The sequence below is a fragment of the Megasphaera sp. SC8-1 genome (assembly GCF_024436295.1).
GTDB classification, from domain to species: domain Bacteria; phylum Bacillota; class Negativicutes; order Veillonellales; family Megasphaeraceae; genus Megasphaera; species Megasphaera elsdenii.
On the sequence record NZ_JANFQH010000031.1, the window covers coordinates 12,734 to 36,970 of the forward strand.

Annotated in this window: 16 protein-coding genes; all 16 read left to right on the forward strand. The window is 57.1% G+C overall.

Translation table 11 applies throughout. The features are described 5' to 3' along the window. Window positions 1-1,239 (forward strand): U32 family peptidase, encoded by a 1,239-nt coding sequence (locus NOS26_RS09180; protein ID WP_014016916.1) that lies wholly within the window; start codon window positions 1-3, stop codon window positions 1,237-1,239. After that, entirely contained in the window at window positions 1,232-1,474 is a 243-nt protein-coding gene (locus NOS26_RS09185; protein WP_014016915.1) for a DUF4911 domain-containing protein, read from the forward strand. Before NOS26_RS09180 ends, NOS26_RS09185 begins: the two co-directional genes overlap by 8 nt. 355 nt (window positions 1,475-1,829) lie before the next feature. Further along, window positions 1,830-2,990, forward strand: a complete 1,161-nt coding sequence (locus NOS26_RS09190) for a glucose-1-phosphate adenylyltransferase (RefSeq protein WP_027895679.1) — start codon at window positions 1,830-1,832, stop codon at window positions 2,988-2,990. A gap of 2 nt (window positions 2,991-2,992) precedes the next feature. Then, entirely contained in the window at window positions 2,993-4,114 is a 1,122-nt protein-coding gene (glgD, locus tag NOS26_RS09195) for a glucose-1-phosphate adenylyltransferase subunit GlgD (protein WP_022497908.1), read from the forward strand. A gap of 28 nt (window positions 4,115-4,142) precedes the next feature. Beyond that, the gene (locus NOS26_RS09200) at window positions 4,143-6,572 is read left to right on the forward strand and encodes a glycogen/starch/alpha-glucan phosphorylase (protein WP_027895677.1); all 2,430 of its coding nucleotides are present in this window, start codon (window positions 4,143-4,145) and stop codon (window positions 6,570-6,572) included. A 22-nt stretch (window positions 6,573-6,594) separates the two neighbouring features. Next, window positions 6,595-8,703 carry a 1,4-alpha-glucan branching protein GlgB gene (glgB, locus tag NOS26_RS09205; RefSeq protein WP_255917605.1) on the forward strand — a complete coding sequence of 703 codons (2,109 nt, stop codon included), beginning with the start codon at window positions 6,595-6,597 and terminating at the stop codon, window positions 8,701-8,703. Between the two features lie 31 nt (window positions 8,704-8,734). Beyond that, window positions 8,735-10,171, forward strand: coding sequence for a glycogen synthase GlgA (gene glgA / locus NOS26_RS09210; RefSeq protein WP_014016910.1), 1,437 nt, complete (start codon window positions 8,735-8,737; stop codon window positions 10,169-10,171). Between the two features lie 211 nt (window positions 10,172-10,382). Beyond that, entirely contained in the window at window positions 10,383-13,781 is a 3,399-nt protein-coding gene (gene malQ, locus NOS26_RS09215; RefSeq protein ID WP_255917606.1) for a 4-alpha-glucanotransferase, read from the forward strand. Between the two features lie 127 nt (window positions 13,782-13,908). After that, window positions 13,909-15,555 (forward strand): ATP-dependent endonuclease, encoded by a 1,647-nt coding sequence (locus tag NOS26_RS09220; RefSeq protein ID WP_255917607.1) that lies wholly within the window; start codon window positions 13,909-13,911, stop codon window positions 15,553-15,555. A gap of 157 nt (window positions 15,556-15,712) precedes the next feature. Next, window positions 15,713-17,848: a DNA topoisomerase III gene (locus NOS26_RS09225; protein WP_255917608.1), complete on the forward strand. Its 2,136-nt coding sequence runs from the start codon at window positions 15,713-15,715 to the stop codon at window positions 17,846-17,848. Between the two features lie 387 nt (window positions 17,849-18,235). Then, complete coding sequence (locus NOS26_RS09230) at window positions 18,236-19,384, forward strand: cysteine desulfurase family protein (protein WP_255917609.1); 1,149 nt, start codon at window positions 18,236-18,238, stop codon at window positions 19,382-19,384. Then, on the forward strand, window positions 19,381-20,460 hold the full coding sequence (mnmA, locus tag NOS26_RS09235) for a tRNA 2-thiouridine(34) synthase MnmA (protein WP_255917610.1): 1,080 nt from the start codon (window positions 19,381-19,383) through the stop codon (window positions 20,458-20,460). The genes NOS26_RS09230 and mnmA overlap by 4 nt, the downstream gene beginning before the upstream one ends. A gap of 18 nt (window positions 20,461-20,478) precedes the next feature. Further along, window positions 20,479-22,281, forward strand: a complete 1,803-nt coding sequence (lepA, locus tag NOS26_RS09240; protein WP_027895671.1) for a translation elongation factor 4 — start codon at window positions 20,479-20,481, stop codon at window positions 22,279-22,281. Next, window positions 22,278-23,402 carry a radical SAM family heme chaperone HemW gene (hemW, locus tag NOS26_RS09245; RefSeq protein ID WP_255917611.1) on the forward strand — a complete coding sequence of 375 codons (1,125 nt, stop codon included), beginning with the start codon at window positions 22,278-22,280 and terminating at the stop codon, window positions 23,400-23,402. The genes lepA and hemW overlap by 4 nt, the downstream gene beginning before the upstream one ends. Window positions 23,403-23,500: 98 nt before the next feature. Then, window positions 23,501-23,680, forward strand: a complete 180-nt coding sequence (gene rpsU / locus NOS26_RS09250; RefSeq protein ID WP_020311403.1) for a 30S ribosomal protein S21 — start codon at window positions 23,501-23,503, stop codon at window positions 23,678-23,680. A 26-nt stretch (window positions 23,681-23,706) separates the two neighbouring features. Next, window positions 23,707-24,153, forward strand: a complete 447-nt coding sequence (locus NOS26_RS09255; RefSeq protein WP_014016859.1) for a GatB/YqeY domain-containing protein — start codon at window positions 23,707-23,709, stop codon at window positions 24,151-24,153. Window positions 24,154-24,237 lie beyond the last annotated feature (84 nt).

A 24,237-nucleotide genomic window follows, 5' to 3' on the forward strand; every position in this document is an offset into this window, starting at 1 on the left:
ATGGGAAAAATGGAATTGCTGGCTCCGGCCGGCAGTATGGATAAAATGAAGATGGCCTTTTTATACGGTGCCGATGCCGTCTACCTGGGAGGGAAGTCCTTCGGCCTGCGGGCTTTCAGCGACAACTTTTCCAATGAAGAACTGAAGGAAGCCGTCGACTACGCCCATGCCCGGGGCAAGCACATCCACGTGACGGTCAATATCTTCCCGCACAACGACGACCTCAAGGCCCTGCCGGATTACCTCGTGTACCTGCGCGACATTGGCGTCGACGCCATCCTCATCGCTGACCCGGGCATCTTCGCCATGGCCCGGCAGCTCGTGCCCGACCTGCCTGTCCACGTGTCGACCCAGGCCAATACGACCAACTGGGCGTCGACGAAATTCTGGCATGACAACGGCGCATCGCGCGTCGTCATGGCCCGCGAAGTGAGCCTCCGCGACGTCAAGGAAATCCACGCCAAAGTGCCCGATGTCGAACTGGAAGGCTTCATCCACGGCGCCATGTGCATTTCCTATTCCGGCCGCTGCCTGCTGAGCAATTATTTCACCCACGGCGACCGCGACTCGAACCGCGGTGAATGTGTCCAGTGCTGCCGCTTCAAGTACAACGTCGTCGAAGAAAAGCGGCCAGGCCAGTATTTTCCTGTCGTCGAAGATGAACGGGGAACGTATATCTTCAACTCCAAGGACCTCTGCCTCCTGCCGTATCTGCCGGACCTCTACGACGCAGGCCTTTCCAGCCTGAAAATCGAAGGGCGCATGAAGAGCATCCATTACGTCGCCACGGTGACCAAGGTCTATCGCCAGGCTTTCGATGCCTACGAAGCCGATCCGGAACACTTCACGGTCCGCCAGGAATGGCTCGACGAACTGGAAAAGATTTCCCACCGGCCCTATACCCGGGGCTTCTCCGTTTCCCGGCCGACGGCGGCCGACCAGGTCTACAGCCAGTCGAGCAATACCCAGACCCATGAATTTATCGGCCTGGTCAAGTCCTACGATGAAGAAAAGGGATTGGCCTGGGTGGAACAGCGGAACCACTTCAAGCTGGGCCAGACTGTCGAATTTCTCCAGCCCAAAGGCCAGCTGGTCCGCTATACTATCGACCGCATCGTCGACGAAGACGGGCAGGACCTCGACGCCGCCCGCCACGCCCAGCAGCTCGTCGGCCTGGCCGTACCGCAGCGGCTGGAACCGTATTCCATGATGCGCCGCCAGGTGAAGAGCCATGTTTGATGAAGACTGGGTCTACTTCCAGGCCCCTCCGGCAGAAATGACCTTCATCAACCGCATCATCGAAGGCTGTGACTACCTGGGCGTCGTCACGGCCCTGGATGGCAGGAAGGGACTGGGCTTTGTCAGGACGACAAAAGACACGGCAGGGGAGACAAAAGAGGTACTCCAATCCCTGCCCATCCCGGTCCGGATCCTGAGCCGCCAGGAAGCGCTCGCCGCAGCTGGACAACAGTAGTGTATAAAATTTACAGAATTTATAGTTATACGATTTAGTGAAAAGCGCTGCCCTTGACGGCAGCGCTTTTTTTGCTCTTCAAAACATTGTATTTTAAAAAATAGCAGTCCTTGTTGTAACATGTAAAATAGTTGTTTTTACTATCCATTTTTTGGCGGTTAGCCCTTTAAATTCTTGACAGAATTGGTGTATAATTAATGATATAATCACAAAATACTTTATAGCGTATATTATATGCGTATACAGTACGCTATTGAATCCAAGACCCGCCGTCTGATGATACGATGTCCATTATCATACATACTGAAACCATAAGCGAAGCGGCCGGGTCCCAGTCAAGTAAGGAGGAGCTTCTATGAAAAAATCTAATTGCCTGGCCATGATTCTGGCCGGCGGGAAAGGGAGCCGTCTGGGCGTCCTGACCAAAGATCAGGCTAAACCGGGCCTCTTGTTCGGCGGAAAATACCGCATCATCGACTTCCCCTTGAGTAACTGCCGCAATTCCGGCATCGATACGGTCGGTATCCTGACCCAGTACCAGCCGCTGGAACTGAACTGGTATATCGGCAACGGCAGTTCGTGGAACCTCGACTCGACCAAGGGCGGGACCTATGTCCTGCCGCCATATCAGAGCGACGGCGGCTCCAACTGGTATCGCGGCACGGCCGATGCCATCTATCAGAACCTGAACTTCGTGGAAATGGTCGGCGACGATTACGTCCTCATCCTGTCCGGCGACCACATCTATTCCATGGACTACGACAAGATGCTCAATTTCCACAAGAAACATCACGCCAAGGCCACTATCGGCACGATCCGCGTCCCCTGGGATGAAGCCAGCCGCTTCGGCATCATGGTAGCCGACGAAAACATGCGCATCACCAAGTTCCAGGAAAAACCGGCCAAACCGGAAAGCAACCTGGCTTCCATGGGCATTTACATCTTCGACCGGGACGTCCTGGAATCGTACCTCAAAGCCGACGCCAAAGATGAAAAATCGGAACACGACTTCGGCAAGAACGTCATCCCGGCCATGCTGGGCGACAAGATTCCCCTCTATGCCTATCCCTTTGAAGGCTACTGGAAGGACGTCGGCACCATCGACAGCCTGTGGCAGGCCAACATGGACCTCATCGCCGACGAACCGCCGATCGACCTGCGCGACAGCCATTGGCGCATCTACTCGGGCAACCAGAGTTTCCCGCCGCATCTCATCGGTCCCAAGGGCTCGGCCAAGAGTTCCCTCATCGCCGAAGGTTCGGAAATCTTCGGTACCGTCAGCAATTCGGTCATCTTCTATGGCGTCACTATCAAAGAAGGGGCGAAAGTTACGAACTCCGTCATCATGCCGGGGACGGTCGTCGAAGAAAATGCCGTCATCGACAAGGCTATCCTGGGCGAACGGTGCCACATCTATCCGGGCGCTGTCCTCCACAATGAAGATGGCTCTGTCGCCGTACTGGGCCGCAAAGGGGAATTGAAACCAGAAAAAGTCACAGCGAAAGGGGAACACTAGTTATGAATAGCAATATGATCGGCCTCATCAATATGCGCGAAGACCATCCCTTGCAGGAAATCAACGATACGCGCCCGTTGTCGACGCTGCCCATTGGCGGCAAATACCGCCTCATCGACTTTACGCTTTCCAATATGGTAAACGCCGGCATCGAAAACGTCGGACTCCTGCTCTCCAGCCAGTCCCGGTCGGTACTGGACCACATCCGGTCCGGCAAGGAATGGGGCCTGGCCCACAAGGGCGACGGCTTGTTCTACCTGCCGGAAGAACGGGCAGACATCGAACATCCCGTAGAAGGGGACATCGCCGCGTATTATAAGAACCTGGTCTTCGTCAAACGGGCCAACAAGCGTTACGCCCTCTTGTCGGGCTGTGACATGGTCCAGAACATCGACTACGACGAAGTCCTCCATTTCCACCGCCATCACAATGCCGATGTCACCCTCATCTACCAGCAGCAGAAGTATGACTTCGACCGCGAAGGCTATATTCTGACCATCGATGACGTCTGCAAGGACCGGGTCCTGTCCATCGAAGCCAAGCCGGAAGTCAAGGCCGGAGATAACTTATACCAGCGGGGAATCCTCATCGACTGCGACGTATTCCAACATTGCATACGCCGGGCCTATGCCCAGGGATATAACCACTTTATTACGGATGTACTCCAGCGGAATGTAGACCGTCTGCGGATTTTCGGCTATAATTATCAAGGATATGCAAAACGGATTGATTCTGTTCATTCCTACTTCCAGGTCAACATGGACCTGCGCGACAGCCGCATCTGGCATGAACTGCTCCTGAAAGACAAGGACCATCGTATCTATACCAAGATCAAGGATGAAGCGCCGGCCAAGTACATGGAAGAATCGCATGTCACCAATTCTCTCGTAGCTAATGGCTGTATCATCGAAGGCCGCGTAGAGAATTCGATTCTTTTCCGCCGAGTCAAGGTGGGAAAGAATGCTGTCATTCGCAACAGTATCATCATGCAGCACTCGGTCGTCGGCGATGACGCCCAGCTCGACTACGTCGTATGCGATAAGAATACGATCATCCAGCCGGAAGCCGTATTGAGCGGCAGCCACGACAACCCGTTGTGCATTGGTAAACGTTCAGTCCGCTGAACGCGACTACAAAGGGGTTAGAGACAATATGAAAAAATGGCAGGATAAGGAAGAATTCAAAAAGTTATTTACCGAGAAAGCTCACATTTTGTGGGAAAAAGATCTGCGGGACATGACCTTGAATGAAGTCTATCAGACCATCGCCTACATGATCCGCGATCTGGTAAGTGAAGATTGGATCCGCACGAATGAAATCTATGCCGAACAGAAGGTCAAACAAGTCTATTATTTCTCCATCGAATTTCTCATCGGCCGCCTTTTGGAATCGAATCTCCTGGGCATCGATATGGACGACATCTGTCGCCAGGGCCTGGAAGATCTGGGCTGGGACCTGGATAAGGTCATCCCGGCCGAACGCGATCCGGGTCTGGGGAATGGGGGACTGGGGCGGCTGGCTGCCTGCTTCATCGACTCCCTGGCGGCGCTGCAGCTGCCGGGCCATGGCAACAGCATCCGCTATCAGTACGGCTTGTTCAACCAGCGCATCGTCGACAACCAGCAGGTAGAACTGCCTGACAACTGGCTGGTCAACGGCTATCCCTGGGAAGTCAAGAAAGTCGACAAGGCTGTCTATGTCCGCTTCGGCGGCAATGCCTACATGCGCCCTGACGAAGACGGCAGCCTGGAATGTGTCCACGAAAAGTATTCGTCTGTCCGCGCCGTCCCGTATGATGTGCCCATCATCGGCTATCACAACAACACGGTCAACACGCTGCGCCTGTGGCGCGCTGAATACTCGCGGGAACAGCTCTACCAGGAACTGTCCCTCGGCGACCGGCGCCGGGCCTTCCGCTATAAGGACAGCGTCCAGCAGATTTCCCGTTTCCTCTATCCTGACGACAGCAATGAAGACGGCCGCCGCCTGCGCCTGATGCAGGAATACTTCTTTGTATCGGCCGGCCTCCAGAGCATCGTCCGCCATTATAAGAAGAAATACCACGAAAGTATCTATAAATTCGACCGCTATGTGGCCATCCACATCAACGACACCCATCCGGCCCTGGTCATCCCGGAACTGATGCGCATCCTCATGGATGAAGAAGGCGTGTCCTGGGATGCGGCTTGGAACATCACCGTCCGCACCGTAGCCTATACGAACCATACGATTCTGCCGGAAGCCATGGAAAAATGGTCCATCCCGATGTTCAAGGAACTGCTACCGCGCATTTACCTCATCGTCGAAGAAATCAACAACCGCTGGCTCAAAGAAGTCCGCAGCCTCTATCCCGGCGATGAATCGAGGGCCCGCGACGTCGCCGTCCTCTGGGATGGACAGGTCCACATGGCCCATCTGGCCGTCCTCGGCAGCCACAGCGTCAACGGTGTCGCCGAAATCCATTCGCAGATCCTCAAGGATTCGACGCTGCACCAGTTCTATACGTGCTTCCCGCACCGTTTCTCCAATAAGACCAACGGCATTTCCCATCGCCGCTGGCTCATCGAAGCCAATCCGCAGCTGGCCTCGCTCATCGACGAAGCCATCGGAGACGGCTGGCGCCGGACGCCGTCGAAGCTCCAGGACCTCATGCCTTTTGCCGATGACCCGTCCTTCCAGGAACAGCTGACGCGGGTCAAGAAGGAACGCAAGGATATCCTGGCCCGTTACATCCGCGACCGCTATGATACGGACGTGCGGACGGACTCGATCTTCGACATCCAGATCAAGCGCATCCACTTGTATAAGCGCCAGACCCTGAACATCCTTCACATCCTTCACCTGTATTACCTCTTGAAGGATAACCCGAAACTCAAGATTACACCGCGGACCTTCCTCTTTGGCGGCAAGGCCGCTGCCGGCTACGGCGAAGCCAAGGAAACGATCCGCCTCATCAACGTCGTCGCCCATATGGTCAACTCCGACCGCCGGATCAGCAAGCAGATGAAGGTCCTGTTCCTGGAAAACTACAACGTGTCCTTAGGGCAGCTCCTCTTCCCGGCAGCCGACGTGAGCGAACAGATTTCGACAGCCGGCAAGGAAGCGTCGGGGACGGGCAACATGAAGTTCATGATGAACGGGGCCATCACCTTGGGGACCCTGGACGGGGCCAACGTCGAAATCCACCAGAAGGTCGGCGACGAAAACTGCGTCATCTTTGGCTTGCGGGCTGATGAAGTCATGAATTACTACATCCACGGCGGCTACTCGTCGTGGCAGATGTACAGCGGCGACGCCGACATCCGCCGCCTCATGGATGCCCTCGTCGACGGCTCCATCAGTGGCGAACACTTCGGCATGCTCTATTCGTCCTTCCTCGATAAGAACGATGAATACTTCGTCCTCAAGGACTTCAAATCCTATTGCCAGGCTCAGCAGGAAATCGCCAAGCGCTATGGGAATCATCCGCAGTGGTGTCATTCGAGCGTCGTCAATATTGCCCAGTCCGGCTATTTCTCCAGTGACCGGACAATTCAGCAGTACGCCGATGACATTTGGCGCATCAAGCCGGTCAAACACTAACTAAGAATCAGGAGGATAAGATATGAAACTCAGTGCAATCGACGAGTACAGTACCTTCTTGTATCATCAAGGTACGAACTACGCCAGTTATCGTCTGTTCGGGGCCCATTTCACGGTCCTGCGCCGCAAGCCTTGTGTGCGCTTTGCCGTCTGGGCACCTCATGCGCAGCAGGTCAGCGTCGTCGGTGATTTCAATCACTGGGACGCTGATGCCAACCCCATGGAACGGAGCAGCTGCGGCAATGGCATTTGGGTTACACATATTGCCGGCCTCCAGGAAGGGGACATCTACAAATACGCCATCACGACGGCATCGGGGGAACGCATCTTGAAGAGCGACCCCTACGCCTTCTGGTCGGAAGTACGTCCCAATACGGCATCGAAACTGACGAAACTCCACTATGCGTGGCGCGACAAGAAATGGATGGACAGCCGCAGTGCTTACGATTCGTACCGCAAGCCCATGCTGACCTATGAAGTCCATCTCGGCTCGTGGCGCCGCGATGAAGACGGGGAAATGCTGTCGTACCGCGACATAGCGCCCCAGCTCGTCGATTATGTCAAACAGATGAATTATACCCACATCGAGCTCATGCCGCTGTGCGAATATCCCTTCGACGGCTCCTGGGGCTATCAGGGGACGGGCTATTTCTCGGCGACCAGCCGCTATGGCAAGCCGGAAGATTTGATGTATCTCGTCGACCTGTGCCACCGCAACGGCATCGGCGTCATCCTCGACTGGGTACCGGGCCATTTTTGCCGCGACGCCCACGGCCTGCGCCATTTTGACGGCGAGCCGTGCTATGAATCGGGCAACCCCATGCTGGCTGAAAATAAGGAATGGGACACGATGAATTTCGACTATGGCCGGACGGAAGTCCAGTCCTTCCTCATTTCCAGTGCCCTCTTCTGGCTCAGCCAGTTCCACATCGACGGCCTGCGCATCGACGCCGTCGCCAACATGCTCTACCTCGATTACGGCCATGCTGACGGCGACTGGCAGCCCAATAAATACGGCGGCCGGGAAAACCTGGAAGCCATCGACTTCCTGCGCCATCTCAATACGGCCGTCTTCAAGGAATACCCCCAGGCCCTGATGATTGCCGAAGAATCGTCGGCCTGGCCCCTGGTGACCAAGCCCGTCGACGTCGGCGGCCTGGGATTCAATTACAAATGGAACATGGGCTGGATGAACGATATGCTCCGCTACATGTCGCTGGACCCGCTGTTCCGCAAGGACAATCACAACCTGATTACCTTTTCGTTGTGTTACGCTTTTTCAGAAAACTTCATCCTGCCTTTGTCGCATGATGAAGTCGTCCACGGCAAACATTCTCTCCTGGACAAGATGCCTGGCGACTACTGGCAGAAATTCGCCGGCCTGCGCGCCTTCTACGGCTACTGGATGTCCCATCCGGGCAAGAAGCTCCTGTTCATGGGCAGCGAGTTCGGCCAGTTCATCGAATGGAAATACGATGATAGCCTGGACTGGCACCTCCTCAAGTATCCCATGCACCAGGCCATGCACGACTACGTGCGCAGCCTGAACACGTACTATGTGAACCATCCGGAATTATGGGAAGAAGACTGCGACTGGTCGGGCTTCTCGTGGATCAGCTGCGACGACTGCGACAACAGCGTCATCGCCTTTTACCGTACCGGTAAGGACGAATCGGATATGACCGTCGTCGTCTGCAACTTTACGCCTGTCGTCCGCCATTCATATCGCTTTGGCGTCCCCCGGAAAGGGACGTACGTCGAAGTCTTCAACAGCGATGCGACGGCCTTTGGCGGGTCCAACGTCCTCAACGAAGGTGAATTTGAAGCCCAGAATGTGCCCATGCACGGCATGGACCAGTCCCTGGAACTGACCCTGCCGCCGCTGGCGACGATTTACCTGCAGCTCACTGGAAGTGCTAAAAAAAAAGCAGTGACGAAACCGCGGCGCCGCCGGACGGTGAAAACCGATAAGGCCGCTGACGGGACCGTCAAGAAAACGGCCAAGGCGCCGGGAAAGAAGGCAACGACCCGTGGAAAAGGGAAAGCCAAAACGGCAGCGTCTGAAAAGAAGACTGCTGCAACGAGAAAGAGAAGACCTGGGCGTCCTGCCAAAAAGGAAGCAGACGTCTGATACGGTATATAGGGAAAGTGGGGGATATACGATGAATGTATTATTTGTGGCCTCAGAAGCAGTGCCATTTATTAAAACAGGCGGGCTGGCCGATGTCATGGGCGCACTGCCCAAGGCCTTAGCCAAGAAGGGCATGGACGTCCGCCTGGTCATTCCGAAATACAGCCGCATCGCCGAAGAAGCGAAGAAGCAGATGAAAGAAGTGACGACAGGCATCGTGAACCTGGCCTGGCGCCAGCTCTACTACGGTGTCGAAGAAATCAAGCAGGACGGCGTGACCGTCTATTTCATCGACAACGAATGGTATTTCAAGCGCGATGGCCTTTACGGCTACGGCGATGACGATGAACGCTTCGCCTATTTCTGCCGCGCCGTCCTGACCATGCTGCCCAAGATCGGCTTCAAGCCGGACATCATCCACTGCAACGACTGGCATACGGGCCTCATGGGGGTCTTCCTCAAAGAAGACTTCTGGCATGATGATTTCTACAAGGGCATCAAAGTGATCTATACCATTCACAACTTGAAATACCAGGGCATCTATCCGCCGTCGATCATGCGCGACATCATCGGCCTGCCGCAGGAACTCTTCGATAAGGGCAACCTGGAATGTGACGGCTGCGTGAACTATATGAAATCGGGCATGGTCTACGCCGACCACATCACGACGGTCAGCCCGTCGTACGCCCAGGAAATCACCTATCCTTACTTTGGCGAAGGCCTGGATGGCTATATCCGCGACAATGGGGAAAAGGTGACGGGCATCATCAACGGCCTCGACGTCGACGTCTATAATCCGGAAACGGACCCGTACATCAAGCGCCAGTATTCCGTCGCCAATGCCCGGGCCGGCAAGCGGGAAAATAAAGACGCCCTGCGGGCCGAACTGGGCCTGCGCATCAAGCGCGGCGTCCCCCTGATCGCCATGGTCACGCGCCTTGTCGAAGACAAGGGCCTGGACCTGGTCACGCGCATCATGGATGAACTCGTCGACGACGACGTCCAGCTGGTCCTGGTCGGCACGGGTGATGCCGGCTATGAAAACGCCTTCCGCGAACTGGCCCGCCGTCATCCGACGAAGGTATCGGCCAACATCACCTTCAACGAAGCCCTGGCCCATAAGGTCTATGCCGCTGCCGACATGTTCCTCATGCCATCGCGGTACGAACCGTGCGGCCTGAGCCAGCTCATCGCCCTGCGCTACGGCGCCATCCCCATCGTCCGCGAAACGGGCGGCCTCAAGGATACGGTCCATCCCTTCGATAAATACAGCAAACAGGGCAATGGCCTGACCTTCCCGAACTTCAACGCCCATGAACTCCTGTTCACGACGAAACGGGCCATGGGCTACTACGAAGACACGGCCCTGTGGGATATCCTCGTCCGCAACGCCATGACCAGCGATTACAGCTGGGACCGCTCGGCCGAAGCGTACCTGAATCTGTACAAAAAAGTATTACAACAATAAAATCGCGTTTTTCGTTTGTAGTTCATCGTTCATCGCAGGGAATGTTTTTTAGTTTCTTCGATGAACGACGAACGAACAACGACGAACGATAAAAGGCTTGTCGTTGTCCGGCAGGCCTTTTTGGCTAACGGCTAGCCACTAACCACTAGCCACTAACCACTAACCACTAGCCACTAGCCACTAGCCACTAATCGCCACGAAAGGACCGCTTATGGACTTACGATTGTACCACAACTCTCATGAATTTTATTACCGCTCGTCTTTTGGTGCCGTTCCCTCCGGGAGCCGGCTCATCCTGCGCCTCCGGGCCGGCGGCAGCGATGCCCGGAACTGCCGGGCCCGCATCCGCCTGTGGCAGAGCAATGTCGGTGAATCCTTTGTGCCCATGACGTACCAAGACGGCATCTTCACGGGCTGCGTCACCATGCCGACCAAGGGCTGCCTGGTCTGGTATTATTTCATCGTCGACGATGGCCATGAGACCGTCTATTACGGCAATAACTACGACCGCCTCGGCGGGGAAGGGGCCAAATATCCCGAGGTGCCGCCGGCCTATCAGGTCACGGTCTACGATAAGGACGCCCATACGCCGGACTGGTTCAAACATGCCATCGTCTACCAGATTTTCCCGGACCGCTTCCGCCACGGGACCCATACGACAGGCCGCCTGTACGGCAAGAAAGGGGCCGTCATCCATAGCGACTGGGACGACGTGCCTTATTACTGCAAGCGCGAAGGCAAGGGAGACATCGTCTATTACGACTTTTTTGGCGGCAACCTCGCCGGTATCCGGGAAAAGCTGCCTTACTTGAAGGAACTGGGCATTACGGCTATTTACCTCAACCCGATTTTTGAAAGTTCCAGCAATCACCGCTACGGTACGGCCGATTACTTCCGCGTCGACCCCATGCTGGGGACGAATGAAGAATTTGCCGCTTTCTGCCAGGCCGCCAAAGAAGCAGGCATCCACATCATCCTTGACGGCGTCTTCAGCCATACCGGGGCCGACAGCATTTACTTCAACCGCTTCGGCAACTATCCCGGCGTCGGCGCCTATCAGTCGAAGGAGTCGCCTTACTATGAATGGTACCGCTTCAAGCAGTATCCCGACGACTATGAATCGTGGTGGGGCGTATCGGACCTGCCCGATGTCGAAGAGACGACGCCGTCTTATATGGATTTCATCATCGACAGCGAAGACAGCGTCCTCAAATACTGGCTGAACGAAGGCATCAGCGGCTGGCGCCTGGACGTCATCGATGAATTGCCCGTGCCCTTCCTGCGCCAGTTCTACCATACGCTGAAAGAGGAAAAGCCCGACGCCATCCTCATCGGCGAAGTCTGGGAAGATGCTTCGAACAAGGTCAGTTACAGTGAGCAGCGGGAGTACCTCTGCGGCTATGACATCGACAGTGCCATGAATTACGCCCAGCGGGCCATCATGCTGGATTTCATGACCGGTGTCAAAGATGCGCGGCGCATGAATGCTGAATTGACGCGGCTCATTGAAAATTATCCGCCCGAAAATTTCTATGCCATGCTCAACCTCATCGGCAGCCACGATATCGAACGCATCCTGACGGTTCTCACCAAGGCCGGCGGCACCGACGTGGCGACGGCCGAAGAAACGGGCAAGAAGCGCCTGAAGCTGTTGACGGCCTGGCAGATGACCATGCCCGGTGCGCCCTGCATCTATTACGGCGATGAAGTCGGCGTCACCGGCGGCAAGGATCCCGACAACCGCCGGACCTATCCCTGGGGCCACGAAGACCTGGACCTGCTGTCCTGGACCAAGGCCCTGACGCGGCTGCGCACAGCACACGACGCTTTACAGACGGGCCGCTTCATCCCCCTCTATGCCGACGGCGACGTCTTCGCCTTTGCCCGGGTCATCGAAGGGGGACGGGATGTCTTCGGCAAGACCGCCGAAGATGGCTTCTTCATCATCGCTATGAACCGCAATCCGTCGGCCCTGCGGACAATCAGTATCTATACGGACGGCCTGGCTTACGGGAAACTGACCAATGCCCTCCATCCGCGCATGACGCCGGTCACGACGGTGAACAGCCGCCTGACCCTGACCCTGCCGCCCCTGAAAGTAGTCATCCTCCAGGGGAAGGAGGCCGGGACCAAGCGGGCCGGTGTCCTCCTGCATCCGACGTCCCTGCCGGCAGCCTGTGGCAACGGCGTCTTGGGACCGGCGGCATACCGCTTCGTCGATTTCCTCAAAGCCGCCGGCCAACGGGTCTGGCAGATCCTGCCCCTGACGCCGCCCCTCATGGGCGATTCGCCGTATTTGTCGGAATCGGCCTTTGCCGGCAACGAAGCCCTCATTTCCCTGGAAGTCCTGCGCGACTGGGGCTGGCTGCGGCAGGAAGCGCTGGACGATTTCCTGGCCCAGGGGCAAAAGACGGCGTCCTGGCACAGCCTGGCAGCTTATAAGGCCAAGATTCTCTGGGATATGTCCCATGATCCGGACCTGACCATTCCCTGGGAACCGTTCCGGGCTTTCTGTGAAAAGAATGCCTACTGGCTCGACGACTACGCCCTGTTCCGGGCTGTCCGCGACTTCTTCGGCGGCCGCTGCTGGACGGAGTGGCCCGAAGATATCCGCCATCACAGCCGGGAAGCCCTGGCTCAGTACGGCAGGGAACTGGCCGGCGCCGTATCGCATGTCAAATTCATGCAGTATATCTTCAGCCGCCAGTGGCACGATGTCCGGGCCTATGCCGCCAAAAACGGCGTGTCCGTCCTCGGCGATGTGCCCATGTTCGTCGCCCACAACAGTGCCGACTGCTGGGCCCACCAGGACCAGTTCGACCTCGACGAAATGGGGAATCCGTCATCTGTCGCCGGCGTCCCGCCCGATTACTTCAGTGCCGATGGCCAGCTCTGGGGCAATCCCCTTTACGATTACCAGGCCATGGCTGCGGACAACTACCAGTGGTGGACGGACCGCTTCCGCCGCATGATGGACCTCGTCGACGAAGTCCGGGTCGACCATTTCCGCGGCTTTGCCGCCTACTGGGCGGTGCCGGCCGGTTCGGAAACGGCTAAGAGCGGCGCCTGGAAAGAGGGCCCCGGCCTCGACCTCTTCCGGGCGGTCTATCAGAAAATCGGCAGGCTCCGCCTCGTCGCCGAAGACCTGGGCGTCATTACCGACGACGTGTGCACCTTGAAAGATGCCCTGCACCTGCCGGGGATGAAAGTCATCCAGTTCCACCTCAAGGACCGGGCCGACGGCCGCCTGGCCTTCGATACGGAACCGGACTGCATCGCCTATACCGGGACCCATGACAACAACACCATCCGCGGCTGGTATGAAGACGACCTGACGCCGAGCCAGCAGCTCCACGTCCGCCAGATGCTGGGCCTGTCTGATGAAGCGGCTCCGCAGGAAATCGTCGGCGCCCTCATCGCCTATACCTGCCGCCGCCGGGCCGAAACGGTCATCATCCCCATGCAGGACCTCCTGGCCCTGCCGTCGTCGGGACGCATGAATACACCAGGTGTAGCGGAAGGTAATTGGCACTGGCAGCTCAAAGACGGGCAGCTGACCTTCGACATCGCCCGCTGGCTGGCTAAAGTGTGCCGCGAAAGCGGACGTTGATCAAACGATGAATGATACATAAAAGGAATAACGCGCTGCTCTCAAAAAGAAGGGAGCAGCGCATTTTTTGTCGAATACGTATAGTAAAGAACGTTGTAAAGGATGTGATTTTGTGTATCTTACTTATATGCGTATTCAAAATTACCGGAATCTGCAAGATGTCGAAATGACTTTTCACGAAAAGGCCAACTATATCGTCGGGGAAAACGCCATCGGCAAGAGCGGCCTGCTGCGCCTCATTTCCTATATGAGTGATGGCCGCAACGTCGAAGAAGACGATTATGCCGACGTGACCCGGCCTATCGTCATCACCATGGACCTGCACCTGCTGCAGAGTGAACGGGAACATTTCGCCGATACGCCGGACGAACGCCGCCAGAGTGTGCGCGTCCGCATGGAAATGCGCGTCAGCGATATGTATCCTCATCTCTACGATGACAACAGCGGCGAAGAACTGCCGTTAGAGCTCATCCGCCGCCTGCGCTACGTATCCTATTCGGCGGCTGTACCGGAAGAACAGCGCGTGCCGCCGCGCATTTACCGGGCCCTGGAACAGAAGCTGTCGAACTGGGGCGAGGCTCACTGGGATGGCCTGTCGGACGAAGCCAAGGCCTTCATCCACCACGAAGTCGCCGTCGGCACCATGGACTCGTCGTATTTCATCAACATTTTCCTCTTGTCCCGTCTCTTATGCCGCATGGACCGGCCCAGGGCGGACAATATGAAATTCATTTCCCTGGCCGCCTTGTGCATCATCACCCAGGTCTACCTGATGTCCATCAGCCGCGCCGTGCCCTTGGAACACAATGTCATCGTCGACGAAGCAGGTAAGCGCTATCTGCCCCTGGTCATTTCCATCGATGAACCGGAAATGCACCTCCATCCCTATATGCAGCGGTCGGTCCTGCATTATTACCAGCAGCTCCTCAACAATGAAGACCCGCAGTTCTGCACGCTCCTCAAGGATTTGTTCGGCCTCGACGGTCTGCGGGGCCAGTTGTTCATCGTCACCCATTCGACGGATTCCCTCATCGACGATTATCGCCACATCATCCGCCTGTACCGCAATAAACAGGGCCTGGTCAAAGCGGCCTGCGGTGCCGGCTTCCATTTCAGCGAAGAAATCGAGAAACACTTGATCATGCACTTCCCGGAAGTCAAAGAAGCCCTGTATTCGCGGAGCGTCCTCATCGTCGAAGGGGAAACGGAATACGGCTGCTTCCAGCATTTCGGCAAGACCCTGGACCTGCCTTTCGATTACTACGGCATCTGCCTCATCAATGCCCGCGGCGAAAGTTCCATTTCCAAGATCAAGAAGCTCCTGGAATACTTCAAGATTCCCGTCGTCGCCCTCTACGACGCCGACGTCAAGGGCAGCCACAAGAGCGAACGGGGCGTCTACTTCACCGATGAAATCTGCTTTGAAATGGACCTGGCCAAGACCATGATCGACCACGGCCAGCGCCGCGACCTGGACCGCATCATCAATACGGCCTGCGGCGAACACGCCCGGGCCACGACGGACATGATCAAGAAGGCCTGCCGCAAACTGGACGTCAACTTCCACGATTATCCGGCCCGCCTTCTGTGGCACGTCAATCCGCGCAATAAGAAAGCCCTGTACATCTATTATTTCGCCTGGCTCTACAGCAATAAAGGCGTCATCCTCGGCCGCCTCATCGGCCAGTCCCTGAAAAAAGAAGACATCCCGCCATCCTTCGTCCGCGCCATCGAAGCCGCCGGCCAGCTGGCAAAAGTCACAAAAGCCGTATAAACGCAGGCCGCCGCGGTCCCACGGACCACGAACCACGATCCACGATTCGACGGGATTCCCACAAGCGGGCCGCCCTTTGGGACGGCCCCTACTAGCCACGAGCCACGAGCCATGGTATGATATAAGGTACAGTCTATTTCAGAAAGAGAGATGCTTTATGAAACTTTTTATTGCCGAAAAACCGAGCATGGCCCGGGAACTGGCGAAGTGCCTGCCAGAGCCGCATCAGCGGGGGAACGGCTGTATCCGCACGGGTGGGGGCATCGTGACCTGGGCTTATGGCCACGTCTTGCAGCAGGCTGAACCCCAGGACTATGATCCCAAGTACAAGCGCTGGAATGCCGATGACTTGCCGATCATCCCTAAAAAGTGGAAGCTCCTGGTCAGTCCGGCCAGCAAGGACCAGTTCAAGGTCATTACGGACCTCATCGCCAGTCCCGACGTCGATACCATCGTCAACGCCGGGGACCCGGACCGGGAAGGGCAGCTGCTCATCGACGAGATCCTCGACTACGTCGGCAATAAGAAGCCTGTCGAACGGATCCTCCTGAATGCCCTCGATGAAAAGAGCATCCACGAATCCCTCGACGATTTACGCAGCAACGGTGATTTCGTCCACCTCAAGGAATCGGCCCTGGCCCGCAGCCGCGCCGACTGGCTCATCGGCATGAACCTGTCCCGGGCGTATACCCTGGCTGCCCGCCGCCAGGGGCACCGCGTCGTCTTTCCCATTGGCCGCGTCAAGACGCCGACCTTGGCCCTCGTCGTCCGCCGCCAGCGGGAACTGGACAACTTCGTGCCCGTCACGTATTACGTCGTCAAAGCCGATTTCCTTCATAAGAACGGCGTCATCCGCGCCCAATGGCAGCCCCGCGATACCCAGGGCGGCCTCGATCCGGAAGGGCGCTGTGTCGATGAAAAGACGGCCCGATCCATCCTCGAACGCCTCCAGGCTCGGCCTGACGGTACGATTGTCGAGAACAAGAAGACCAAGAAGAAAGAGGCCCAGCGCCTGCCCCTGTCCCTGTCGTCCCTGCAGGTCCTGGCCGGCAAGCGGTATGGCTACACGCCGCAGCAGGTCCTCGATACGGCCCAGGAACTGTACGAACGGAAACTGACGACCTATCCCCGGTCGGACTGCGAATATCTGCCGGTGAACCAGCGCAAGGATGTACCGCGGATCTTACAGAACATCGGTGCCTTGGAAGCGGGGAAGCTGGCGGAATGGGCGGCCGGTGCCGACGGCAAGATACGCAGCCGTGCCTGGAACGACAGCAAGATCACGGCCCATCACGCCATCATCCCGACGACCGTAGCCTGCCCCTTCGATAAATTGACGTCTATGCAGCAGCATATCTACTATCTCGTCGCCCAGGCCTATCTGGCCCAGTTCTATCCCATCCATGAATACGACCAGACGCGCATGGTCATCGAAGCCGCTGACGAAACCTTTATCGCCCACGGCAAGACCGTCACCGTGCCGGGCTGGAAAGTCCTCTATCAGAGCGATAAGCATGACGAGGAAGACGAAGAAAAGGGGACCCTGCCGGCGGTCCGCAAGGGCGACGGCGTCCACTACCAGAACGGCCAGGTCGACAAGAAAGCGACGAAGCCGCCGCCGCGGTTTACGCCGTCGACGCTCCTGGCAGCGATGAAGGAAATCTATAAGTACGTCAAGGATGAAAGCCTGAAGAAGAAATTGAAAGAAGTCCAGGGCATCGGCACCGAAGCGACGCGGGCGACGATCATCCAGGAACTCATCCAGCGCAAATTCCTGACGACAGAAGGGAAGAAGAAGTACCTCAAGCCCACAGACGACGCGTATCTCCTCGTCGATTCCCTGCCGGATGAAATGCTCTATCCCGACGAAACGGCGGTCTGGGAAGAACGGCTCTATCAGATGAGCCTGGGCAAGGATGACCTCAACCACTTCCTGCACGACCAGTTGTCCTTCCTGGATACCTTAGTCACGGCAGCACGGAAAGTCGTCATGCACCTGGCCGGCATCAAGGTCTGTCCCGTCTGCGGCAGCGCCATGGTCAAGCGCCACGGCAAATACGGCGACTTCTACGGCTGCAGCAATTACCCGTCGTGCCGCCACACCGAGCCCGTCGAGGGAGAAAAGAAACGGCCCGACGCCAAGCCGTCGCCCTATCCCTGCCCGCGCTGCCATAAAGGGACCTTCCAGAAACGGACTGGCCCGTATGGCCCGTTCTGGGTCTGCAGCCAGGAAGGCTGCAACACCAAATGCGCCGACGTCGACGGCGTGCCCAGCCTCTACGCTAAACATTAGCGTAGAGGCCGTAGGGGCGCCCATAACCGGGCGCCCGCGCGAATCCCGTGGATAACGCAAACCGCATTGTAGGGGCTCCCGCGTGGGGAGCCCGCCGCGAATCCTGTGGATAACGCAGTCCGCAGTCCGCATCCTGCGGGATTCCCACAAACGGGCCGCCCTTTGGGACGGCCCCTACGAGCCACGAACCACGAGTCACGAGCCACGAACCACGAGTCACGAGCCACGAACCACGAGTCACGAGCCACGGGTCACGAACCACGAGATTCCCACAACGGGCCGCCTTTACAGGACGGTCCCTACTAGCCACGAACACAGGCCTATGGTATTATAAATAATAGGCTATTTTTTATAGCTATTTTGTCAACTTTGGAGTCAGAATCATCAATGAAACGAATTTATTTAGATAATGCGGCTGCGACGCCTATGGACCCGCGCGTCCTGGACGTCATGATGCCCTATTTGACGACGGCTTACGGCAATCCGTCGAGCCTTCATTATTTCGGCCAGCAGGCCCGGGCTGCCGTCCAGACGGCGCGCAGCCAGGTGGCCCACTGCCTGGGCGTCAAGGGCGAAGACCTGGTCTTCACCAGTGGCGGCACAGAAGCGGACAATCTGGCCATCCTCGGCTTCCTGCGGGCCAATTTCCCCGACGGCGGCCATCTTATCACGACGGCTGTGGAACACCACGCTGTCCTGCGGACCTTCCAGGCCCTGGAACAAAAGGGGTACGATGTGACCTATGTCCCTGTCGAAGCCGACGGCCGGGTTACGGCAGACGCCGTGGCCCAGGCCCTGCGCGACGATACAGTCCTCATTTCTGTCATGTACGCCAATAATGAAACGGGCATGGTCCAGCCTGTCGACGCCATCGGTGCCCTGGCCCGGCAGAAGGGCATCGCCTTTCACGTCGATGCCGTCCAGGCCTTTGGCTACGTACCCATTCGGCCCTTAGCGCAGGGCATTGACATGCTGACCGTATGCAGCCATAAGATTTACGGTCCCAAAGGCGTCGGCGCCTTGTACATCCGCCACGGCCTGAATGTGGCAGCTGAAGCTTACGGCGGCCCGCAGGAACACCGCTTGCGGGCGGGGACGGAGAACGTCGCAGCCATTGCCGGCTTCGGCAAGGCTGCGGAACTCCTGGAAGCCGAACGGGACGACCGCGTCCTGGGGGCGCGGCGCCTGACCGATACCGTCTATGACAGGCTCATCAAAGGCGATGCCCGGTTCCACCTCAATGGCCGGCGCAATCACGTCTTGCCCAACATCATCGACTTTAGCGTCGACGGGGTGGACAGCGCCATCTTGCTCATCGCCCTCGATCTCCAGGGACTGGCCGTCTCTGCCGGTTCGGCCTGCGAAGCCGGCGCCGTCGAGGCATCCCATGTCCTCCAGGCTATGGGAATCGAAGAGAAGTGGCTGCGCAGCAGTATCCGCTTGTCCGTAGGCAAAGAGAATACGTTAGATGAAATAAAACGAGCCGTTGCCATCATTGGCGACGCTGTCCGTAAAAGCAGAGGAGAATCATTATGAAACGAGTTGCCGTAGCTATGAGCGGCGGCGTCGACAGTTCGGTCACAGCCGGTCTCTTGAAGCAGCAAGGGTATGATGTCATCGGCATTACCCTGCGCCTGTGGGAAGAAGATCCGGCTTGCACCATCGATAACGTCCACGCCTGCTGCTCCCTCAGTTCCGTCGACGATGCCAAAGCCGTCGCCTCGGTCCTGGGGATTCCCCATTATACCTTGGATTTCCGCGATATCTTCCGGCGCGACGTCATCGACTATTTCATCGATGCTTACGTCCACGGCAAGACGCCCAATCCCTGTATTGCCTGCAATAAATTCATTAAGTTCGGCCTGCTCTGGGAGAAAGCTCGCCAGTTCGGCGCTGATTTCCTGGCGACCGGTCATTACGCCCGCATCGAAAAGGACGAAGCGACGGGAATCTATTCCTTGCTCCGCGGCACAGACCGCCGCAAGGACCAGTCCTATGTCCTCTATCAACTGACACAGGACTTGTTGCCACATATTTTGTTCCCCATGGCCGACCTGGAAAAGGTCCATACGCGGGAACTGGCCAAGGAATGGGGCCTGCCGGTCTTCAATAAGCCCGAAAGCCAGGATATCTGCTTTATTCCGGACAACGATTACAAGGGCTTCTTGCAGCACGAACGGAAGGGCATCTTCAAGCCCGGCGACTTCGTCGATAAAGAAGGCCATGTCATCGGCCGCCATAAAGGCATTGCCGCCTATACCATCGGTCAGCGCCGGGGCCTGAACCTCGGCGGTCCCGGCGGCCCTTATTATGTAACGGCCTTGGACGTAGCTCATAATAAAGTCATCGTCGGTTCGGAACGGGACTTATTCTCGAAGACGGTCCATGCCTGTGAAGCGACGTGGGTCGAAGAGACGCCGGACGCTCCCTTCCGGGCCCTGGGCAAGATACGCTATGCCGCCCGGGAAGCGGCCTGCACGGTCTATCCCGACGGCGACAGCCTGCGGGTCGAATTTGACGACGCCCAGCGCGCCGTCACGGCCGGCCAGGCCCTGGTGCTTTATGACGCCGGCACAGGCGAACGCGTCCTGGGCGGCGGCGTCATCCAATAAAAAAAGAGGAGGACTACCGTGTCTACAGATCATATTAGAAACTTTTCAATTATCGCGCATATCGACCATGGCAAATCGACGCTGGCCGACCGGATGCTGGAAATGACCGGCACCGTGCCCAAACGGGAAATGGAAGACCAGCTCCTCGATACGATGGATCTCGAACGGGAACGGGGCATCACCATCAAAGCCCAGTCAGCCCGTCTCATTTATGATGCCCAAGACGGCAAACAGTATACCCTGAATCTCATCGACACGCCGGGGCACGTCGACTTCAATTACGAAGTATCGCGCAGCCTGGCGGCCTGCGAAGGGGCCCTGCTCATCGTCGATGCCACGCAGGGCGTCGAAGCCCAGACCCTGGCCAATGTCTATTTAGCCTTGGAACACGATCTGGAAATCATTCCCATCATCAATAAGGTCGACTTGCCCAGTGCCGACCCCGACCGGGTCTGCAAGGAAATCGAAGACGTCATCGGCCTCGACGCGTCGGACGCCATCATGATCAGCGCCAAGACGGGCTACGGCGTCGACAAGGTCCTGGAAGCTATCGTCCAGCGCATCCCGGCACCGGCTGACGAAGGGGACAAACCCTTGCGGGCCCTCATCTTCGACTCTCATTTCGATGCCTACAAAGGGGCTATCGCCAACATCCGCATCATGGAAGGCAGCATCAAGCCGGGCCAGCGCATCCGCATGATGGCGTCGGGCAAGGAATTTGAAGTCATCGAAACGGGCGTCTTCCTGCCCCAGATGCATCCCGTCCCGTCCCTGGAATGTGGCAGCGTCGGCTATCTGGCTGCCAGCATGAAGAACGTCCGCGACTGCCGCGTCGGCGATACGGTCACCCTGGCCGACAATCCGGCCAAAGAAGCCCTGCCGGGCTACCGCAAGGCCGTGCCCATGGTCTATTGCGGCCTCTATCCGGTAGAAACGAATGACTATGACAATCTCCGCGATGCCCTGGAAAAGCTCCACCTCAATGATGCAGCCCTCCTCTTTGAACCGGAAACATCGTCGGCCCTGGGCTTTGGCTTCCGCTGCGGTTTCCTGGGCCTTTTGCACATGGATGTCGTCCGCGAACGGCTGGAACGGGAATACAACCTGTCCCTGATCACGACGGCACCGTCGGTTATTTACCACGTCTACTGCACGGACGGGACGATGGTCGAAGTGGACAATCCGTCGCAGATGCCGGATATGACCAAAATCGACCATATCGAAGAACCCCTGGTCAAGACGACGATCATCATCCCCAAGGACATGGTCGGCACGGTCATGGAAATCTCCCAGAACCGCCGCGGCCAATACGTCACCATGGATTACCTTGACGATACGCGCGTCTCCTTGGTCTACAACCTGCCGCTGTGTGAAATCCTTTACGACTATTTCGACGTCCTCAAGTCGGCGACCCGCGGCTATGCGTCCCTCGATTACGAGCTCAACGGCTACCAGGCTTCGCCCATGGTCAAGATGGACATCCTCATCAATGGCGACGTCGTCGATGCCCTGAGCGTCATCGTCCACAAGGACTTTGCCGCCCGCCGCGGCCGCGCCCTGGTCGAAAAACTGCGCAGCCTCATCCCGCGCCAGCTCTTCCAGATCCCCATCCAGGCAGCTGTCGGCAATAAGATCATTGCCCGCGAAAACGTGGCAGCCCTGCGCAAGGACGTCCTGGCCAAGTGCTATGGCGGCGATATTTCCCGTAAGCGCAAGCTCCTGGAAAAACAGAAGGAAGGCAAGAAGCGCATGAAACAGTTCGGCACCGTCGAAATCCCGCAGGAAGCCTTCATGGCTGTCCTCAAAGTCGACGAAGAATGACGCTGGGCCTGTACGTCCACATCCCTTTCTGCCGCCATAAATGCCTGTACTGCGACTTTCCGTCCTATGCCGGCCTGGAGCGCTATCGCGACGGCTACGTCCAGGCACTGTGCCGGGACATCGCCGCGTCTCCTTATGCCGGGGAAGAAGCCGATACGATCTACATCGGCGGCGGTACGCCGTCCCTGCTGGCGGCCGGCGAAATCGGCCGCATCCTGGAGACGCTGAGGCGGACCTTCCGCATCGCTGACGATGCAGAAATTACCATGGAAGCCAATCCGGACAGCCTGAGCTATGACAAGGCGGCAGCCCTGGCCGATTGCGGCGTCAACCGCCTGAGTCTGGGCGTCCAGTCCTTTTCCGACGCCATGCTGTCCTTCCTGGGCCGGGTCCACACGGCGGCCCAGGGGGAAAGGGCCATCCAGGCGGCTTACGATGCCGGCATCCACAACCTGTCCCTGGACCTCATGTACGGCCTGCCGGGCCAGACCTTGGCCGATGTCCGCCGCGACGTGGAGCGCCTGTCTCAGCTGCCCGTCGTCCACGCGTCCATTTACAGCCTCATCGTCGAAGAGGGGACGCAGCTCAAAGCCGGCCTGGAGAAAGGGGATTGGCAGCTGCCGCCAGACGAGGCGACGGAATCCATGGCCCGGACGGTCCACGACGCCATGCACCGTTATGGTTTTCATCACTACGAGATTTCCAGTTATGCCAAAGGCCCCTTCGAGTCGCGCCACAACAGCAAGTACTGGACCTATGAGCCCTACATCGGCTTCGGCGTGTCGGCCCATTCCTTCGACGGGAAGATGCGCTGGGCCAACGTGGCCAACATCCCGGCCTATATCCAAAAGGCCGGGAAGGGGAGTGTCGTCGCCGAGTCCGTCGCCATCGACGCCGAGCGGGCCGTCGAAGATTACTGCTTCCTGGCCCTGCGCCGCCGCGCCGGCATCGACTACGGCGATTATGCCCGCCGCTTCGGGAAAGCCATCGAAGACGACTTCGGTCCCGTCATCGACCAGCTCGTCCGCCAGGGCCTTCTGGAACGCACGGCACAGGGCTGCTGCCTCAGTGAAGAAGGTTTAGGCTATGGCAATTATGTATTCAGTAAATTTATACGATGAACTTCAGAAATTGTTGACAAATGACGCCAATCTGAGTATAATTTCATTGTGTGCAGTAAAAGCACTCCCTATCATACCTTGGAGGGAGGGATAATAGAATGGCAGAAATCAGAGTTGGTAAAAACGAAACGTTAGACAGCGCACTTCGCCGCTTCAAACGTTCTTGCCAAAAGGCAGGTGTTCTTTCCGAAGTACGGAAACGTGAACACTACGAAAAACCGAGTGTACGGAGAAAGAAAAAATCCGAAGCAGCACGGAAACGGAAGTACAGAGCATAATCGTCAAATGTAAGAAGGGTGATAGCATGTCTCTTAAAGAAGAACTGCTTCAGGACATGAAAGCGGCTATGAAAGCCAAAGAAGCTGGTAAAACGGCTTTGTCCGTCATCCGCATGGTCCGTTCGGCCATCCGCAACACGGAAATCGACGGCAAATGCGAACTCGATGACGCTGGCGTCGGCGCCGTCATTGCCAAAGAAATGAAACAGCGCAAGGAATCGTTGGCTGAGTTTGAAAAGGCAGGCCGCAGCGACCTCGTCGAAGAAACGAAGGCAGAAATGGCCGTACTGGAAAAGTACATGCCCAAACAGCTCACAGCCGATGAAATCCGCCAGATCGTCAACGATGCCGTTGCCGGTCAGAGCGGTCTCAAGATGGGCGACGTCATGAAGCTCGTCATGCCGAAAGTCAAAGGTAAGGCTGACGGCAAGCTTGTTTCACAGATTGTTCGAGAAATTTTACAAAATAATTAGTTTTGTTAGATTTTTATAAAAAATCTATTGACAAATAGACTGATTGATTGTATTATTTTAACATGATTTGAAAATAAAATAAGT

Coding starts and splice junctions, on each gene's coding strand:
- NOS26_RS09180 (WP_014016916.1), top strand. CDS start 1: ATGGGAAAAATGGAATTGCTGGCTCCGGCCGGCAGTATGGATAAAATG.
- NOS26_RS09185 (WP_014016915.1), top strand. CDS start 1,232: ATGTTTGATGAAGACTGGGTCTACTTCCAGGCCCCTCCGGCAGAAATG.
- NOS26_RS09190 (WP_027895679.1), top strand. CDS start 1,830: ATGAAAAAATCTAATTGCCTGGCCATGATTCTGGCCGGCGGGAAAGGG.
- glgD (WP_022497908.1), top strand. CDS start 2,993: ATGAATAGCAATATGATCGGCCTCATCAATATGCGCGAAGACCATCCC.
- NOS26_RS09200 (WP_027895677.1), top strand. CDS start 4,143: ATGAAAAAATGGCAGGATAAGGAAGAATTCAAAAAGTTATTTACCGAG.
- glgB (WP_255917605.1), top strand. CDS start 6,595: ATGAAACTCAGTGCAATCGACGAGTACAGTACCTTCTTGTATCATCAA.
- glgA (WP_014016910.1), top strand. CDS start 8,735: ATGAATGTATTATTTGTGGCCTCAGAAGCAGTGCCATTTATTAAAACA.
- malQ (WP_255917606.1), top strand. CDS start 10,383: ATGGACTTACGATTGTACCACAACTCTCATGAATTTTATTACCGCTCG.
- NOS26_RS09220 (WP_255917607.1), top strand. CDS start 13,909: ATGCGTATTCAAAATTACCGGAATCTGCAAGATGTCGAAATGACTTTT.
- NOS26_RS09225 (WP_255917608.1), top strand. CDS start 15,713: ATGAAACTTTTTATTGCCGAAAAACCGAGCATGGCCCGGGAACTGGCG.
- NOS26_RS09230 (WP_255917609.1), top strand. CDS start 18,236: ATGAAACGAATTTATTTAGATAATGCGGCTGCGACGCCTATGGACCCG.
- mnmA (WP_255917610.1), top strand. CDS start 19,381: ATGAAACGAGTTGCCGTAGCTATGAGCGGCGGCGTCGACAGTTCGGTC.
- hemW (WP_255917611.1), top strand. CDS start 22,278: ATGACGCTGGGCCTGTACGTCCACATCCCTTTCTGCCGCCATAAATGC.
- rpsU (WP_020311403.1), top strand. CDS start 23,501: ATGGCAGAAATCAGAGTTGGTAAAAACGAAACGTTAGACAGCGCACTT.
- NOS26_RS09255 (WP_014016859.1), top strand. CDS start 23,707: ATGTCTCTTAAAGAAGAACTGCTTCAGGACATGAAAGCGGCTATGAAA.